Raw genomic sequence first — 16,281 nt, 5'->3', positions numbered from 1 at the left:
CCCCCGCCCCGCGGCTGACCCCGGCCACGGCCGTGGCCCTCGCCGCAGACCTGGCGGCCCTGCCGTTCACCACCGCCGCCGTCGAGGGGCTGCTCGGACCCGTGGCCACGCTCGCCCTGGACCGCGAGCACGCCGAGGCCGCCCGCCGCGTCGTCGCCGGTCACCTGGCGGGCCCCGGCCGGCACGACGACGCAGCCGGCCCCGGCGACCGGCACGGCACGCGGGGCCTCGCCGCCGCCGTCGGGGCCTGGCTGCTCGGGGACCCCGTCCCCGCCGCCGACCTCGACGCCGCGCTGCCCCGCCTCGGCCTGGCCGGGGCCGTGGCGGCCGGGCTCGTCGTCGAGGGGCCGGACGGGCGCGTGCGCGGCGCGGTGGACCTCTCGCCGTACGAGGCGGACGAGCCGGGCCGGATGTGGATCGCCTCGGACCTGACGGCCCTGCAGCGGCGCGGCCCGCTGCCTCCCGAGCACGTGCTCGGCGTCGGCCGGGCCTCCCTCACGCTCGCCGGCGCCACGCAGCGCCGTCCCGTGGCCCGCGCCCTCGACGTGGGGGTGGGCTGCGGGATCCAGACCCTGCACCTGCTCGCCCACGCCGACCATGTCACCGCCACGGACCTGTCCGAGCGGGCCCTGGCATTCACCCGGTTCAACCTGCTGCTCAACGCGGACGTGCTCGGCCTCGACCGGGACCGGCTCGAGGACCGGGTCCGGCTGGCGGCCGGCGATCTGCTGGCGCCGGTGGCGGGGGAGCGGTTCGACCTCGTGGTCTCGAACCCGCCGTTCGTGATCACCCCGCGCACGGACCCGGACGCGCCCGTGCTGACCTACCGCGACGGCGGCCGCGAAGGCGACCGGATCGTCGCGGAGCTGATCGCGGCCCTGCCGGACGTGCTCGCCGAGGGCGGCACCGCGCAGCTGCTCGCCAACTGGGAGATCCCGGCGGGGGACACCGCCGACGCCGACACCGCACCGTGGGACGCGCGCCCGCGCTCGTGGGTGGCGCCGGGGATGCAGGCCTGGTTCCTCCAGCGCGACCGGCAGGACCCCGCGGGCTACGCGGAGACGTGGCTGCAGGACTCCTCGCTCGAGCTCGACCCGCCCGCCTATGAGGCCGCCTACCGCGGCTACCTGGACGACTTCGCCGCGCGCGGGGTCGCGGGCGTGGGCTTCGGCCACGTGTGGCTGCGTCGGCCCGCCGCGGACGGCTCCCAGGGCCGGGGGTGGGTGGTCGCCGAGGAGCTGACCCAGGCCGTGGACGAGGCCCTCGGCACCGCGTGGGCCGCCGCCGTCGCCCGCCGGGACCGGCTCACCGCCGGCGCCGGGGCGGGGGACGCCGTCGGGGACCCGGCCCTGGCCGCGCTGCGCGGCCTGCACCTGCGCGTGGCCGCGGACGTCACGGAGGAGCGCCACCAGCGGTTCGGGGCGGAGCACCCCGAGGTGATCCTGGCCCGGCAGGGCTCCGGGTTCCGGCGCGTGGCGCGCCTGGACACCGCGACGGCGGGCGTGCTGTCCGCCTCCGACGGTGAGCTGTCCGTGGGGCAGCTGGTGGGCGCGGTCGCCGCGCTGCTGGAGCTGGACGACGTCGGGCGGGCCGGCCTGCTGGCCGCGCTGCGGGAGCTGTACGAGGACGGGTTCCTGGTGGAGGGCTGACGATCGGGCGGTGGCGGGCGCGGGGACGCCGGGCGTTATCGTGGGCACCGCGCCCCCTACGATGTGGGGACGTCCGCCCGACGCCGGCGTGCACCGCGCACCGGCCCGGAACCACCGCCTTCCCCGTCCGAGGAGGACCCCCTTGTCCACGTCATCCGCTTCCGTGACCGCTCCCGTGCCCTCGGGCAAGAAGCTGGTCATCGTGGAGTCCCCGGCCAAGAGCAAGTCCATCGCGAAGTACCTCAACGCGGTGGGCTCCGGCTGGGTGGTGGACTCCTCCGTGGGGCACATCCGTGACCTGCCCAAGCCCTCGGACCTGCCGGCGGACATGAAGAAGGGCCCGTTCGGGAAGTTCGCCGTGGACACGGAGCACGGCTTCACCCCGTACTACGTGGTGCACCCGGACAAGAAGAAGAAGGTCACGGAGCTCAAGCGCGAGCTCAAGGACGCCGAGGCCCTCTACCTCGCGACGGATGCGGACCGGGAGGGCGAGGCCATCGCCTGGCACCTGCTGGACACCCTCAAGCCCACGGTGCCGGTGTACCGGATGACCTTCGGGGAGATCACCCAGGAGGGCGTGCGCCGCGGTCTGGAGAACATCCGTGAGCTGGACACGGCCCTCGTGGACGCCCAGGAGACGCGCCGCATCCTCGACCGCCTGTTCGGCTACGAGCTCTCGCCGGTGCTGTGGCGCAAGGTCTCCCGCGGGCTCTCGGCGGGCCGCGTGCAGTCGGTGGCCACCCGCCTCGTCGTCGAGCGCGAGCGGGAGCGCATGGCCTTCGTCTCCGCCCACTACTGGGGCGTGGAGGGCACCTTCACGGTGGCCGAGGGCGCGCAGGCCGCGGACGCCGTGGGCAGCTCGTTCACGGCCCGCCTCAGCACGGTGGACGGCGAGCGCGTGGCCACGGGCCGCGACTTCGACGACGCCGGGCGGCTCAAGGCCTCCGCCGGCAAGAAGGTGACCCACCTGGACGAGGCCGGCGCCCGCTCGCTGGCCGAGGGTCTGCGCGGGGCGGACTTCACGGTCGACTCGGTGGAGGACAAGCCGTACACCCGCCGCCCGGCCGCCCCCTTCACCACCTCCACGCTGCAACAGGAGGCCGCCCGCAAGCTCCGCATGAGCTCCCGCGTCTCCATGCAGGTGGCCCAGCGCCTGTACGAGAACGGCTACATCACGTACATGCGCACGGACTCGGTGAACCTCTCGCAGGAAGCCGTGCAGGCCGCCCGGCGCCAGGCCACCGAGCTCTACGGGGCGGACGCCGTGCCGGCCCAGCCGCGCGTCTACGCCAAGCGCAACGAGACCGCGCAGGAGGCCCACGAGGCCATCCGGCCCGCGGGGGACTCCTTCCGGACCCCGGCCCAGGTCAAGGCCGAGCTGCGCCCGGACGAGTTCCGCCTGTACGAGCTGATCTGGAAGCGCACCGTGGCCTCGCAGATGGCCGATGCCAAGGGCTACACCGCCACGCTGCGGCTCTCGGCCACCGCGCAGGACGGCCGCCTCGCGCAGTTCAGCGCCTCGGGCACCGTCATCACGTTCAAGGGCTTCCTCGACGCGTACGAGGAGGGCCGGGACGCCGAGGTCGACGGCGAGAACGCGGAGGCCAAGGACCGCCGCCTGCCGCAGGTGGCCCAGGGCGAGCGCCTCACCGGTGACCCGATCGAGGCCACCGGGCACGAGACCTCCCCGCCGGCCCGCTACACCGAGGCGTCGATCGTCGCCGAGCTGGAGCGCCGCGAGATCGGGCGGCCCTCCACGTACGCCCCGACGATCTCCACGATCATGGACCGCGGTTACGTGTCCAAGCGCGGCACCGCGCTCGTCCCGTCGTGGACCGCGTTCGCGGTGATCGGACTGCTCGAGGACTACTTCGCGAAGTACGTGGACTACGACTTCACGGCCCGCATGGAGGACGACCTCGACCGGATCGCCGCGGGCGAGCTCGGCCGCGAGGCCTGGCTGCAGACCTTCTACTTCGGGGCCCCCGCCGCGGAGACGGAGAAGGGCGTCGAGGGCCTCAAGCACGTGGTGGACAACCTCGGCGAGATCGACGCGCGAGCCGTGAACTCGCTGCCGATCACCGAGGACATCACCCTGCGGGTGGGCCAGTACGGCCCGTACCTGGAGCGGTCGCTGCCGGCCGACGCGGAGGCGGGCGCCACCCCGCCGCGCGCCAACGTCCCCGAGGACCTGGCCCCGGACGAGCTCACCCCGGCCAAGGCCGAGGAGCTGTTCGCCACCGCCCAGCCCTCCGAGCGCGAGCTCGGCACGGACCCGGAGACGGGCCGGACCGTCGTCGCCAAGGACGGGCGCTACGGGCCCTACGTCACCGAGGTCATCCCGGAGATGACCGAGGAGGAGCTGCAGGCCTGGCTCGACGCCCAGCCCACCGAGTACTACAAGAACGGCAAGCCCAAGCCGAAGAAGAAGCCGGCCAAGGAGAAGCCCCGCACCGGCTCCCTCTTCAAAAGCATGTCCGTGGACACCGTGACCCTCGAGCAGGCGCTGCAGCTGATGTCCCTGCCGCGCGTCGTGGGCGCGGACGCCGAGGGCGAGGTCATCACCGCCCAGAACGGCCGCTTCGGGCCCTACCTGAAGAAGGGCTCGGACTCGCGCTCGCTCGAGTCCGAGGACCAGATCTTCAGCATCACGCAGGAGCAGGCCCTCGAGATCTACGCCCAGCCGAAGCAGCGTGGCCGCGGGGCCGCCAAGCCGCCGCTGGCCGAGTTCGGCGAGGACCCGGTCTCCGGCAAGAAGGTCACCGTGAAGGAGGGCCGCTTCGGCCCGTACGTCACGGACGGGGTCACCAACATCACCGTCCCGCGCGACCGCCAGCCCGAGGAGCTCACGGCGGAGGAGGCCTACCAGCTGCTCGCGGACAAGCGTGCCAAGGGCCCGGCCACCCGCGGCGGTGCCAAGAAGCCGGCGACCCGCAAAGCCCCGGCCAAGAAGACCACCGCGCGGAAGAAGGCCTGAGCGCCATGCGCCTCGGCGTCCTGGACATCGGATCCAACACCGTCCACCTGCTGCTCGTGGACGCCCACCCGGGGGCCCGCCCCGTCGCCTACGCGGAGCACAAGCGCTCCCTTCCGTTGATCCGCTACCAGGACGCCGACGGGGCGATCACGGAGGAGGGACAGCGGGAGCTCGTGGATTTCGTCCGGGAGGCCGCCGCGTTCGCGGAGGAGCATCGGGCGGAGGACATGATCTCGTTCTGCACCTCGGCGATCCGCGAGTCCGCGAACGGTGCCGCCGTGCTGGCCCGCGTGCAGGCCGAGACCGGTGTGCACCTCTCCGAGCTCACGGGGGACCAGGAGTCGGCCATGACGTACTTCGCCGTGCGCCGCTGGCAGGGCTGGGGCGCCGGCTCCATCCTGAACTTCGACATCGGTGGCGGCTCCTTCGAGATCGCCTACGGCCAGGACGAGCTGCCTTCGCACGCCCTGTCCCTGCCGCTGGGCGCCGGCCGCCTCACCCGCGACTGGGTGCTCGAGGACCCGCCCAGCCCCAAGGCGGTGAAGAAGCTCCGCAAGCACGTGGAGAAGCGACTCGAGGAGGCGTATACGGCCTTCCCGCGCATCGAGTCGCCCGTGGTGGTCACCGCCACCTCGAAGACGTTCCGCTCCCTCGCCCGGATCACCGGGGCGGCGCCGTCGGCGGCGGGCCCCTTCGTGAAGCGGCACCTGCGCGCGGACGACCTGCACCTGTGGGTGAACCGCCTCGCGGCGATGACCGTCGCGGAGCGGGCGGAGCTGCCCGGCGTCTCGGACGTGCGCGCGCACCAGGTGTTCGCGGGGGCGATCGTCGCGCTGACGGCCATGCGCACGTTCGGCATCGCCCAGCTCGAGATCTGCCCGTGGGCGCTGCGCGAGGGCCTGATCCTCAACCGCCTCGACGCGCTCATGCTCGAGGGCCACCTCACCCGGGACGGCCGGCCCGGCGTCGGCCACGTGAACCTCAACCCGGACACCCTCCTGCCGGGACTGAGCCTGGGGGTGCGCTGACCATGCCGGACTCCACCGCGCACCTGGCCCCCGCGGCGCGCTTCGGAGCGGACATCCCCGTGACCCTGTCCTCCTCGTCCGTGTTCCCCCTGGGCACCCAGGACGTGTTCGCCACCGCCGAGGACCTCGGCTACGACGGCGTGGAGGTCATGGTCACGCACAACGCGTGGAGCCAGGACGCGCGGCGGCTGGCGCGGCTGTCCGAGCGGCACGGGATGCCCATCGACTCCATCCACGCGCCCACCCTGCTGTTCACGCAGCAGGTCTGGGGCTCCGCGTGGTCCAAGATCCGCCGCTCCGTCGAGCTGGCGCAGGCCGTGGGCGCGGCCACCGTGGTCGCCCACCCGCCGTTCCGCTGGCAGGGCACGTACGCGGTGCGCTTCGCCGAGGGCATCCACGAGCTCATGGCGGAGACCGGCGTCGTGGTCGCCGTGGAGAACATGTACCCGTGGCGGGCCTACGGCCGCGAGGCCAAGATGTACCTGCCGCACTGGAACCCGCTGCCCGAGCCGTACGAGCACATCTGCTGGGACTTCTCCCACGCGGCCATCGCCCGGGCGGACTCCCTGGCGGCCGTCCGCGAGCTCGGCCCGCGGCTGCGGCACGTCCACCTCACCGACGGCAACGACTCCGGCAAGGACGACCACCTGGTCCCCGGCGAGGGCACGCAGCGCGTGGCCGAGACCCTGCGCCACCTGGCGACCGCGGGCCTGGCCGGCACGGTGTGCGTGGAGGTGGGCACCCGCGGCGTGGAGTACGCGGGCCAGCGGGAGGAGAAGCTCGCCGCCTCGCTCGCCTTCGCGCGCGAGCACCTGGCCGCCGGTGGCACCGACCACCACGACGACGGCGCCCTGCGCCCGACCACGAAGGAGACGGACCGACCATGAAGCTGACCATCCTGGGCCTGGGCACCATGACCGGGGCCATCCTGGCCGGGGCCGTCGATGCCGGCGCCGTGCGCGCCGAGGACGTCACCGCCACCACCCGCTCCGCCGCGTCCGCCGAGAAGGCCGCCGCGCAGCACGGCGTCACCGTGACCTCCCAGGAGCGGGACGAACGCGCCAACCATGCCGCGGTCGCCGAGGCGGACATCGTCCTGGTGGGCGTGAAGCCGAAGGACATGGTCGCCACCCTCACGGACCTGGCGCCGTCGCTGCGCCCCGAGACCGTGGTGGTGTCCGTGGCAGCCGGCGTCACCTCCGCCACCATGGCCGCCGTGCTGCCGGCGGGGCAGCCGATCGTGCGGACCATGCCGAACACGCCCCTGACGGTGGGCTCCGGCGTCGTCGGCATGGCCCCCGGGCCGGGCGTCACCGAGGAGCAGACCACCGCCGTGCGCGCCCTCTTCGAGGGCTCCGGCCTGGTGGTGCCGGTGGCCGAGGAGCAGCTCTCCGCCGTGGTGGCCACCGCCGGCTCCGCCCCGGCCTACGTGTTCCTGCTGGCCGAGCTGATCGCCGCCCACGGTGCGGAGATGGGACTGGACGCCGCCTCCGCCGAGGCCATGGCCGCGGCCACCGTCAAGGGCGCCGGCATCATGCTCCAGCAGGAGGGGGCCAGGGCCGAGGCTCTGCGCAAGGCCGTGATGAGCCCGAACGGCACCACCGAGAAGGCCGTGGAGGCGTTCCTGGACGGGGGCATGGGCGACCTCGTGAACCGTGCCATGGACGCGGCCGCGCAGCGCGACAAGGAGATGGCCGAGGAGTTCGGGGCCTGACGGTTCCGGCGTGCCTCAGGGCCGGGCCGCGAACCGGTCGATGAGGTCGGTGTGGCCCGAGACGATGAGGGTGTCGCGCGGGCCCACCCGGGTGTCCGGCTGGGCGTAGGTGAAGTCCTCGCCCGGGGTCTTCACGCCCACCACGGTCACGCCGTACTTGGAGCGCACGTGGGACTCGCCGAGCGTGAAGCCCACGCACTCGGCCGGCGGGTACATCTTCACGATCGCGAAGTCGTCGTCGAACTCGATGAAGTCGAGCATGCGCCCGTTCACGAGGTGGGCGGCCCGCACGCCGGCGTCGTGCTCGGGGAAGATCACGTGGTTCGCCCCGATCCGCTTGAGGATCGTGCCGTGCGCCTCGCTGATCGCCTTCACCCAGATGTGGGGGATCTCCAGGTCCACGAGGTTCACGGTGATCAGCACCGATGCCTCGATGGAGGTGCCCACGCCGACCACCGCCGTCGAGAAGTCCTGCGCGCCGAGCTGGCGCAGGGCCTCGGGGTCGGTGGCGTCCGCCTCCACCACGTGGGTGAGCGAGGGGGCGAAGCGCTGCACGAGGACGGGGTCCCGCTCGACGGCGAGCACCTCGCGGCCCTGGGCGACGAGCTCCTCGGCCGTGGCGGCGCCGAAGCGGCCCAGCCCCACGACGAGCACGGGGGCGTTGGGATCGGTGCGCTGCGGAGTGTCAGCCAATGACCGGCCTCTCGACGGGGTAGCGGTAGAGCACGCGCCGCTGGCGCAGGGCCAGGGCGGCGGCGAACGTGATCGTACCAACGCGGCCCGCGAACATCATGGCCGTCAGGACGTACTTGCCGGTCGGTGGGCTCTCCGCGGAGACGCCCACGGAGAGCCCGCACGTCCCGAACGCGGAGATCACCTCGAACAGGGGCCGCTGGAGGGACTCGTCGGTGATGTGCACCAGCGCCAGAGTGGCCACGAGCACGAGGGTGGCACCGAGGGCGAGCACCGCGATGGCCACGCGCAGGGACTCGGGGGCGATCGTGCGGCCGTGCGCCGTCACCTCGCGGTCGCCGCGCGCCTCCGCCACGATCGCGAGGAACATGATCGCCAGCGTGGTCACCTTGATGCCGCCCGCGGTGGAGGCGGACCCGCCGCCCACGAACATGAGCGCGTCCATGAGCAGCAGGGACTCGGGCTGGTGCGCGTTCGTGTCGTCGATCGCGAAGCCGCCGGAGCGGGTCATCACGGAGCCGAAGAGCGAGTGCCCGACCCGCTGCCAGAAGCCCATGCCGGCCTGGGTCGCCGGGTTGTCCGCCTCGAAGAAGAAGAGGGCGACGGCGCCGAGCACCAGCAGTGCCAGCGTCACCTCGACCGTGAGCTTGGTGTGCAGGTTCCACTGCCGGAACCGCCACCCCTTCTCCAGCAGCACCATGACCACGGGGAAGCCGAGCGCACCGAGGAACACGCCGACGCCGAGCACCGTGATGATCACCGGGTCGTGCATGATCTCCGGCAGGCCGTCCACGTGCAGGCTGAACCCCGCGTTGTTGAAGGCGCTGACCGAGTAGAACACCCCGTGCCACAGGCCGGTGAGCCACGAGCCGGAGATGGCCGCGAACCGCGGCACGAGGAAGAGCGCCAGCGCGGCCTCGGCGGTCAGCACCGTCAGGACGACGACGCGCAGCAGCTGGCCGACCTCGCCGAGACTGCCGGAGGTCATGCCCGCCTGCTGCGTCGCCAGCTTCGATCTCAGGCCCAGATGCCGGGAGACGGCCAGCGTGAGCAGCGAGGCCATCGAGAGGATGCCCAGGCCGCCGATCTGGATGGCCACGAGGATGATCACCTGGCCCGCGGGGGACCAGTGCACGGCCGTGTTGACGGTGGTCAGACCGGTCACGGAGAAGGCGGAGACCGCGGTGAACATGGCGTCGTGCAGGGGGGTGGCGTGGCCGTCCGCCGCGGCCCACGGCAGGGCGAGGAGCCCGGTGAACACCAGGGCCATGAGGGCGAAGGCGGAGAGGGCGGCGCGGGCCGGGGAGCCGCCCACCACGGAGCTGACGGCGCGGCCCGAGCGCCGCAGCGCCGTGCGCAGGTCGGTCGAGGACTCCAGCGTGGAGGCCTGGCCGGGCCGGGGGAGTCCGCCGGGCCGGCGCACCCCGCCGCGGCGGCGGGCGTGCGGGGTCGGACGGGGACCTGCCACGGGGCACCTCCTGCACGGGGACGGGGAACGGACCGGCTCCCAGTATCGCGCGCCCCGTGGCCCGCGCGTCACGCGGGCGAGACATCCGAGGCGATCGTCGCCACCGTGCCGCCCGGAGCCCTAGGCTGGACCGTGATGAGCACCACGTCCGCCCCTCCCGCTCCCACCCCCGCCGCTGTGGTGTGGGACTCCAGCCTGCTCCGCTACCGGTTCAGCGCGGAGCACCCGATGGCGCCCCTGCGGCTGGACCTCACGCACCGGCTCGTGGAGGCGTTCGGCCTGTTGGACGCGCCCCACGTGCGGATCGTGGAGCCGCCCGTGGCCACGGACGAGCAGCTCGCCCTCGTCCACGACCCCGAGTACGTCGCCGCCGTCCGCCGGGCCGCGGCGACGTCGTCGGCCGAGGACGGCCGCTTCGGCCTGGGCACCGAGGACTGTCCCGTGTTCCCGGACCTGCACGAGTCCGCCGCCCGGATCGCGGGCGGCTCCCTCGTGGCCGCGGAGGCGATCTGGTCCGGCGAGGTGGACCGCGCCGTGAACTTCGCGGGCGGCATGCACCACGCCGCCCGGTCCTCGGCGTCCGGGTTCTGCATCTACAACGACTGCGCCGTGGCCATCCAGCGCCTGCTGGACCTCGGCGCGGAGCGCGTGGCCTACGTCGACGTGGACGCGCACCACGGCGACGGCACGCAGTCGGTCTTCTACGACGACCCCCGCGTGCTCACCATCTCCCTGCACGAGACGGGCATCAGCCTGTTCCCGGGCACGGGCTTCGCCAATGAGATCGGCGGCGCGGCCGCCCAGGGCACGGCGGTGAACGTCGCGCTGCCCCCGCGCACCGGCGACGCCGGCTTCCTGCGCGCCGCCCACGCCGTGGTCCCGCCGCTGCTGGAGGCGTTCGCCCCGGACGTGCTGGTCAGCCAGCACGGCTGCGACGGCCACCTCACGGACCCGCTCGCCGACCTGCGGCTGACCGTGGACGGCCAGCGCCAGCTCGCGTTCGACGTCGGCGACTGGGCCGACCGGTTCGCGCACGGCCGGTGGCTGGCCACCGGGGGTGGCGGCTACAACCCGCTGCGGGTGGTGCCGCGCGCGTGGGCCCACCTGACCGCCGCCGTCCTGCAGACCCCGATCCCGGTGAAGAGCGAGATCCCCGCCGCCTGGATCGAGCACGTCCGGGCCCTCACCGCGGACGAGCTGACCGGGGACATGTCCGTGCACGTGGGGGACGACGCCGAGCGGATCCCCACCGTGATGGGCGAGGACGCGGACGTGTGGTGGCGCTCGTGGGAGGTGGGCTACGACCCGGCCGACCCGGTGGACCAGTCGATCATGGCCACGCGCCGCGAGGTGTTCCCGCTGCACGGGCTGGACCCCTGGTTCGACTGAGCCGGCCCGCGTCCCGGTTCGACCGCGGCCCGTGCGGCCGGTATTGTGGCCGAGAACGTTTCCAGGCGTTCCACATCCGGTGGAATGCGGGTCGGCGTGTCCGGCGCCCCGGATGCCTGCGGTCCCACGACCGCCGACCCTCGCCCCGATTCAAGGAGTCCCCATGGGATCTGTGATCAAGAAGCGCCGCAAGCGCATGTCGAAGAAGAAGCACCGCAAGCTGCTTCGCAAGACCCGTCACCAGCGTCGCAACAAGAAGTGACGCCCGCGCCCTCCGGGCGCTGACGAGACGAAGCCGCCGTCCCCTTCCGGGGGGACGGCGGCTTCGTCGTGGACGGCGATCCGTAGAGTGGGGCCATGACCGCCGACCTGCCCGCCGCCACCGCCCGCGTCCAGCTGCTCGTGAAGCCCGGCTGTCACCTGTGCGCCGAGGCCGAGGCCACGGTGGCGCAGGTGTGCGACGCGCGGGGCGAGGCCTGGGAGGCCGTCGACGGCGCCGCGCACCCGGCCCTGCTCGAGCGGTTCGCGGACGAGGTGCCCGTGCTGTTCGTCGACGGCGTCCAGCGCGACTTCTGGCGCGTGGACCCGGCCCGCCTGGGCCGTCTCCTGGACGCCCCGCGGGTCTGAGCGGGCTCAGCGGCGCGCGAAGCGCTGCCAGGCCTTCAGCCGCATGTACTCCGTGGCGTCCGGGCGGTAGGCGAGCACGATGCCGGCGACGCCGAGGCCCACCCACACCAGGTCCAGCGGGCTGAACGCCCCCATCACGGCGTTGGAGACCAGCACCAGCACGGACAGGGCCGCCAGCACCGTTCCGACGATGCGCGCGGCGCGCGAGCCGCCGCGGATCGCGAACGCCACCCACAGGTAGACGAGGAACGCGAGCACGCCGAACACGGCCGCCGTCGTGGCGAGGGCCGGGAGCATCCCGTCCATCATGGCGCGCATCTGCTCCGCCTGGTCGGCGGGCAGATCCATCTGCTCGACGGACCGGTCCAGCTCCTGCTGGATCGCGGCCTGGCCCTCCGGCTGGGTGAGGGCGAAGGCCGCCAGCAGGGTCGTCGCCAGCAGCAGGAGGCCGCCCGAGACGATCAGCCAGAACGCGGCCGTCAGGGAGCGCGGCCGCGGGGGCAGCTCGACCGGGCCGGGAGACTGCCAGCCGGCCGGGCCGTGGGGGGAGGGGGCCTGGGGCATCCCCGCCTGGCCCGGGGCGCCGTACGGAGTCGCCGGCGGTGCGCCGTAGGGGTTCTGGCCGTACGGGCTCGCACCCGCCGGGTCGGGGGAGCCCGGGGTCGACCCCTGCGGGACGGCGCCGTACGGGTCGGCGCCGTACGGGTTCTGGCTGCCGTGGGGATCGGTGGGCGAGGTGCCGGACATGGGGCCTCCTAGCGACGCCGACGCTCGCGGCGTCTCGGTGCGGACGGGGGTGGCGGCGCGGTCGCGCCGAGCTGTGCCCCACGCTACCGCCGGGGCCACCGGTCCGCCTCTGCCAGACTGGCCTCATGCAGACGCTCGCCACCGTCCACCTGGTCCGCCACGGAGAAGTCCACAACCCCGATCGTGTCCTCTACGGCCGCCTGCCGGAGTTCGGGCTCTCGGAGCTCGGCCACGAGATGGCCCGGGGCGTGGCCGCGTGGTTCGAGGAGCGTGCCGCGCAGACCGGCCGGGCGCCCGCCGTCGTCGCCGCCTCCCCGCTGACCCGCGCGCAGCAGACCGCCGCGCCCATCGCGGCCGCGTTCGACCTGCCGCTGGTCACCGAGCCGGACCTGATCGAGGCGGAGAACGCCTTCGAGGGCATGTCCCAGGTGGCGGCGTCGCTGAAGCGGAACCCGCGGCTGTGGCCCCGGCTGCGCAATCCCCTGCGCCCGTCCTGGGGCGAGCCGTACCGCGCGCAGGCCGCCCGGATGCTGGCCGTCGTCGACCGGCTCCGCGGCGAGGCCGTGGCCGCCGAGGGGCCCGGCGCCGAGTCCGTGCTCGTCTCGCACCAGCTGCCGATCTGGGTGACGCGCCTGGCCGTCGAGGGCCGTCCGCTGTGGCACGACCCGCGCCGGCGTGAGTGCTCGCTGACCTCCGTGACCTCGCTCGTGTACGAGGAAGGGCGCAGGGTGCCGCGCGTCGAGTACCACGAACCGAACCAGGCCCTGCTCAAGGACGCCTCCTCCCTGCCGGGCGCCTGAGGCCCCGACGGCGGCCGGCGTCGACGACGCCGGCCGCGGCCTCCCACGGGGTGGGGGTGTGACGTCCAGGGTTCAGTCAGAATGCGGGGCGGACAGTAGACTCCCCAGGTCCCCGGAATCCAGCGCCGCGCATCCCCTGGAGGGCAGTCACGCCATGCACACCCCGCCCCGTCCGTCCCGCCGCACCCTGCTGACCGGCCTCGCCCTCGCCAGCCTGGCGCCGGCGCTCGCGGCCTGCTCGGGCGGTGACGACTCGCTGACGCAGCAGGCCGGCAACGCGGACGGCAAGAACTACATCGCCGGAGACGGCTCCGTCCTGGAGATCGCCCCCGCCGAGCGCGGCGCCCCCGTGGAGTTCGCCGCCGAGCTCTTCGACGGCACCCCCGTGACCGGCGCGAGCCTGCGCGGCGCCCCGGCCCTGCTGAACTTCTGGTACGCCGCATGCGCCCCGTGCCGCGTGGAGGCCCCCCACCTCGTGGCCCTGCACGAGCAGTTCGCCCCGCAGGGGGTGCGGTTCCTCGGCGTGAACGTCCGGGACACCGCCACCACCGCGCAGGCCTTCGAGCGCACCTTCGAGATCCCCTACCCGTCCATCGAGGACGCCCGCGGGGACGTGCTCCTGAACATGACCGACTACGTGCCCCCGCAGGCCGTGCCCTCCACCCTCGTCCTGGACGTCGAGGGCCGCGTGGCCGCCCGCGTGCTCGGCGCCGTGGAGGAGTCCACCCTGCGCGCCCTGCTCACCACCGTGGTGGACGAGGCCGCGGCCTGACCCGGCCGCCGTGTCCATGCAGAGCAACCCCTTCGCCGAGATCGCCCTCGACGGCTCCCTGCTGCTGGCCGCGCCGATCGCCGTGCTGGCCGGCCTGATCTCCTTCCTCTCCCCGTGCGTGCTGCCGCTCGTGCCCGGCTACCTCGGGTACGTCACCGGCCTCGGCGGGGACGTGCTCACCAGCCGCCGCCGCGGGCGCCTCGTGCTCGGCTCCGTGCTGTTCGTGCTCGGGTTCGCCGTGGTGTTCGTGGGCATCACCGTGGTGTTCACCCAGGCCATGGTCTGGCTGCGGCGCGACGGCGCCTGGGTCACCCCCGTGCTCGGCGTGCTCGTGATGCTCATGGGCCTCGTGTTCCTCGGCGGCGGCGGCCGGCTTCAGCAGGAGCGCCGCGTCCACTTCAAGCCCGCCGCCGGCCTGGTCGGCGCGCCCCTGCTGGGCATGACCTTCGGCCTGGGCTGGGCGCCGTGCATCGGCCCCACCATGGCCGCCGTCCTGGCCATGTCCACGGCCAGCTCCGGCTCCGTGGGCCGCGGCGCCCTGCTCGCCTTCCTCTACTGCCTCGGCCTGGGCCTGCCGTTCGTGCTCATGGCCCTCGGCATGGAGCGCGGCATGCGGGCCCTCGGGTTCTTCACGCGGCACCGCGTGCTGATCATGCGCCTCGGCGGCGCCCTGCTGATCGCGCTGGGCCTGCTCATGGTCACCGGCGTCTGGACCGCCTGGACCACGCAGCTGCAGCTGTGGTTCGCCAACGAATGGGAGATGCCCCTGTGAGCTCCAAGGCCGCCCGGACGCGCTCCGAGCCCGTCACCCTGCCGCGCCTCGGCCTGGCGGGCACCCTGCGCTGGATCTGGACCCAGCTGACCAGCATGAGCACCGCGCTCATGCTGCTGCTCCTGCTCGCCGTCGCCGCCGTGCCCGGCTCCCTCGTGCCCCAGCGCCGTGCCGGCCCCGAGATCGTGGACCAGTGGATCGAGGACAACCCCGTGTGGGGCCCCGTCCTGGACGCCCTGCAGTTCTTCGACGTCTACAACTCCGTCTGGTTCTCGGCCATCTACCTGCTGCTGTTCGTCTCCCTCGTGGGCTGCGTGTGGCCGCGCGCCATCCAGCACGCCAAGGCCCTGCGCCAGCCCCCGGCCCGCACCCCCCGCAACCTGACGCGCCTGCCGGCCTCCGGCGTCGTCGTCCTCGAGGAGGGCGGCCCGAGCCCCGAGGAGGCCGTGGCCAGAGCCCAGGCGTGGCTGCGCAAGCGCCGCTACCGCGTGGAGCGGCGCCTCGAGGACGGCGGCGCCTCCGTGGGCGCCGAGCGCGGCTACCTGCGCGAGATCGGCAACATCCTGTTCCACGTCTCGCTGATCGGCGTGCTCGTGTTCATGGCCTACGGCGGCATGACCAAGTACGGCGGGCAGAAGATCATCGTGGAGGGCGAGGGCTTCGCCAACAACCTCGTGGCCTACGACTCCTTCACCCCCGGCACCTACTTCAGCGCGGACGACCTCCAGCCGTTCTCCCTCACCCTCGACTCCTTCGACGCCGTGTTCGACCGCGAGTCCGAGACCCACTACGGCCAGCCGCTGGACTACACCGCCGTCATGGACGTCCGCGAGGGCTCCGGCGGCGAGCTCCAGCGCCAGATCCTCAAGGTCAACCAGCCGCTGGACATCGACGGCGTGCGCGTCTACCTCGTGGGCAACGGCTACGCGCCCGTGGTGACCATCCGCGACGGCGCCGGGGACGTGGCCTTCCAGGGCCCCGTGGTCACCCGCGTGTTCGACCAGAACTACGGCTCGCAGGCCACCATCAAGGTCCCCGACGCGCGGCCGGATCAGCTGGGCTTCGTCGGCTTCTTCCTGCCCACGGCGGTGGAGGACGAGAAGGGCGCCGCCTTCTCGGCCGACCCCGAGCTGCTCAACCCGGAGCTGCAGCTGAACTCGTACTACGGGGACCTCGGCCTGGACACCGGCCGCCCGCAGAACGTGTACGTGCTGGACACCGCATCCCTCACCGAGCTCAACAGCCGCACCAACGAGAACGGCGGCATCGTGCTCAGCCCGGGCCAGACGTATGAGCTGCCCGAGGGCAAGGGCTCCATCAGCTTCGACGGCGTCCGCCGCTACGTCGGCCTGGACATCCACTACGACCCGGGCAAGTGGGGCGTCGGCGTGTTCGCCGGCACCGCCCTGCTCGGCCTGGCGATCAGTCTGTTCGTCCGCCGTCGCCGCGTGTGGGTGCGTGCCCGCACCGACGACGACGGCCGCACCCGCGTGGAGTACGCGCTGCTCGCCCGCGGCGAGGAGTTCGGTCTCCACGAGGAGCACGTGGCCCTGCGCGCCGCCATGGAGAAGTGGTGGCCCATCGTCGCCGCCACCGAGACGGCCGACGACGCCGCGGCCGGTGCCGCCCCCCAGTCCACCCCCAC

The 16,281-nt window shown here is 73.6% G+C and carries 15 protein-coding genes; 12 read left to right on the top strand and 3 right to left on the bottom strand.

Features of this window, described 5'->3' with window-relative positions:
* The 5 genes from J1M37_RS03095 to proC all read left to right on the top strand — a co-directional run.
* On the top strand, nucleotides 1-1,649 hold a 1,649-nt coding region (locus J1M37_RS03095; RefSeq protein WP_206452080.1), incomplete at its 5' end, for a DUF7059 domain-containing protein.
* A 142-nt stretch (nucleotides 1,650-1,791) separates the two neighbouring features.
* Complete coding sequence (gene topA / locus J1M37_RS03090; protein ID WP_206452079.1) at nucleotides 1,792-4,626, top strand: type I DNA topoisomerase; 2,835 nt, start codon at nucleotides 1,792-1,794, stop codon at nucleotides 4,624-4,626.
* A gap of 5 nt (nucleotides 4,627-4,631) precedes the next feature.
* Nucleotides 4,632-5,654, top strand: a complete 1,023-nt coding sequence (locus J1M37_RS03085; protein ID WP_036341216.1) for a Ppx/GppA phosphatase family protein — start codon at nucleotides 4,632-4,634, stop codon at nucleotides 5,652-5,654.
* A gap of 2 nt (nucleotides 5,655-5,656) precedes the next feature.
* Nucleotides 5,657-6,541, top strand: a complete 885-nt coding sequence (locus J1M37_RS03080) for a sugar phosphate isomerase/epimerase family protein (protein ID WP_159228170.1) — start codon at nucleotides 5,657-5,659, stop codon at nucleotides 6,539-6,541.
* Nucleotides 6,538-7,368: a pyrroline-5-carboxylate reductase gene (proC, locus tag J1M37_RS03075; protein WP_119217846.1), complete on the top strand. Its 831-nt coding sequence runs from the start codon at nucleotides 6,538-6,540 to the stop codon at nucleotides 7,366-7,368. Before J1M37_RS03080 ends, proC begins: the two co-directional genes overlap by 4 nt.
* Before the next feature lie 15 nt (nucleotides 7,369-7,383).
* Here the strand turns inward: proC and J1M37_RS03070 are convergent, their stop codons facing one another.
* Together J1M37_RS03070 and J1M37_RS03065 are read right to left on the bottom strand one after the other, a co-directional pair.
* A complete protein-coding gene (locus tag J1M37_RS03070; RefSeq protein ID WP_178329098.1) occupies nucleotides 7,384-8,061 on the bottom strand; it encodes a potassium channel family protein in 678 nt (225 codons plus the stop codon).
* Nucleotides 8,054-9,529, bottom strand: coding sequence for a potassium transporter TrkG (locus tag J1M37_RS03065; protein ID WP_206451426.1), 1,476 nt, complete (start codon nucleotides 9,527-9,529; stop codon nucleotides 8,054-8,056). Before J1M37_RS03065 ends, J1M37_RS03070 begins: the two co-directional genes overlap by 8 nt.
* A gap of 135 nt (nucleotides 9,530-9,664) precedes the next feature.
* Here J1M37_RS03065 and J1M37_RS03060 point away from each other — a divergent pair, with 135 nt between their 5' ends.
* From J1M37_RS03060 to J1M37_RS03050, 3 genes are all read left to right on the top strand, one after another.
* Nucleotides 9,665-10,918 (top strand): acetoin utilization protein AcuC, encoded by a 1,254-nt coding sequence (locus J1M37_RS03060; protein ID WP_206451425.1) that lies wholly within the window; start codon nucleotides 9,665-9,667, stop codon nucleotides 10,916-10,918.
* A 163-nt stretch (nucleotides 10,919-11,081) separates the two neighbouring features.
* Nucleotides 11,082-11,180, top strand: coding sequence for a 30S ribosomal protein bS22 (locus J1M37_RS03055; RefSeq protein ID WP_005504750.1), 99 nt, complete (start codon nucleotides 11,082-11,084; stop codon nucleotides 11,178-11,180).
* Nucleotides 11,181-11,275: 95 nt separating this feature from the next.
* On the top strand, nucleotides 11,276-11,545 hold the full coding sequence (locus J1M37_RS03050; protein ID WP_070709880.1) for a glutaredoxin family protein: 270 nt from the start codon (nucleotides 11,276-11,278) through the stop codon (nucleotides 11,543-11,545).
* A gap of 6 nt (nucleotides 11,546-11,551) precedes the next feature.
* Here the strand turns inward: J1M37_RS03050 and J1M37_RS03045 are convergent, their stop codons facing one another.
* Nucleotides 11,552-12,292 carry a hypothetical protein gene (locus J1M37_RS03045; RefSeq protein ID WP_036317269.1) on the bottom strand — a complete coding sequence of 247 codons (741 nt, stop codon included), beginning with the start codon at nucleotides 12,290-12,292 and terminating at the stop codon, nucleotides 11,552-11,554.
* A 125-nt stretch (nucleotides 12,293-12,417) separates the two neighbouring features.
* On the opposite strand from J1M37_RS03045, the gene J1M37_RS03040 reads away from it, so the two are divergent.
* The 4 genes from J1M37_RS03040 to resB all read left to right on the top strand — a co-directional run.
* Complete coding sequence (locus J1M37_RS03040) at nucleotides 12,418-13,092, top strand: histidine phosphatase family protein (protein WP_036317266.1); 675 nt, start codon at nucleotides 12,418-12,420, stop codon at nucleotides 13,090-13,092.
* Between the two features lie 154 nt (nucleotides 13,093-13,246).
* A complete protein-coding gene (locus J1M37_RS03035) occupies nucleotides 13,247-13,864 on the top strand; it encodes a TlpA family protein disulfide reductase (RefSeq protein ID WP_206452078.1) in 618 nt (205 codons plus the stop codon).
* A gap of 16 nt (nucleotides 13,865-13,880) precedes the next feature.
* Nucleotides 13,881-14,636: a cytochrome c biogenesis CcdA family protein gene (locus tag J1M37_RS03030; RefSeq protein ID WP_206452077.1), complete on the top strand. Its 756-nt coding sequence runs from the start codon at nucleotides 13,881-13,883 to the stop codon at nucleotides 14,634-14,636.
* On the top strand, nucleotides 14,633-16,281 hold a 1,649-nt coding region (resB, locus tag J1M37_RS03025), incomplete at its 3' end, for a cytochrome c biogenesis protein ResB (RefSeq protein WP_206452076.1). The genes J1M37_RS03030 and resB, both read left to right, overlap by 4 nt.

The organism is Micrococcus sp. KRD012 (assembly GCF_017168555.1).
Taxonomy (GTDB): Bacteria; Actinomycetota; Actinomycetes; order Actinomycetales; family Micrococcaceae; genus Micrococcus; species Micrococcus luteus.
The sequence above is the reverse complement of the archived record's forward strand: the minus strand, read 5'-3'. Positions and strand labels throughout refer to the sequence as shown.

What these genes read in the sequence shown, in the direction of transcription:
- J1M37_RS03080 (WP_159228170.1), top strand. Translation starts at nt 5,657, where the DNA reads ATGCCGGACTCCACCGCGCACCTGGCCCCCGCGGCGCGCTTCGGAGCG.
- J1M37_RS03085 (WP_036341216.1), top strand. Translation starts at nt 4,632, where the DNA reads ATGCGCCTCGGCGTCCTGGACATCGGATCCAACACCGTCCACCTGCTG.
- J1M37_RS03040 (WP_036317266.1), top strand. Translation starts at nt 12,418, where the DNA reads ATGCAGACGCTCGCCACCGTCCACCTGGTCCGCCACGGAGAAGTCCAC.
- J1M37_RS03050 (WP_070709880.1), top strand. Translation starts at nt 11,276, where the DNA reads ATGACCGCCGACCTGCCCGCCGCCACCGCCCGCGTCCAGCTGCTCGTG.
- J1M37_RS03030 (WP_206452077.1), top strand. Translation starts at nt 13,881, where the DNA reads ATGCAGAGCAACCCCTTCGCCGAGATCGCCCTCGACGGCTCCCTGCTG.
- J1M37_RS03035 (WP_206452078.1), top strand. Translation starts at nt 13,247, where the DNA reads ATGCACACCCCGCCCCGTCCGTCCCGCCGCACCCTGCTGACCGGCCTC.
- proC (WP_119217846.1), top strand. Translation starts at nt 6,538, where the DNA reads ATGAAGCTGACCATCCTGGGCCTGGGCACCATGACCGGGGCCATCCTG.
- J1M37_RS03045 (WP_036317269.1), bottom strand. Translation starts at nt 12,292, where the DNA reads ATGTCCGGCACCTCGCCCACCGATCCCCACGGCAGCCAGAACCCGTAC.
- J1M37_RS03060 (WP_206451425.1), top strand. Translation starts at nt 9,665, where the DNA reads ATGAGCACCACGTCCGCCCCTCCCGCTCCCACCCCCGCCGCTGTGGTG.
- J1M37_RS03055 (WP_005504750.1), top strand. Translation starts at nt 11,082, where the DNA reads ATGGGATCTGTGATCAAGAAGCGCCGCAAGCGCATGTCGAAGAAGAAG.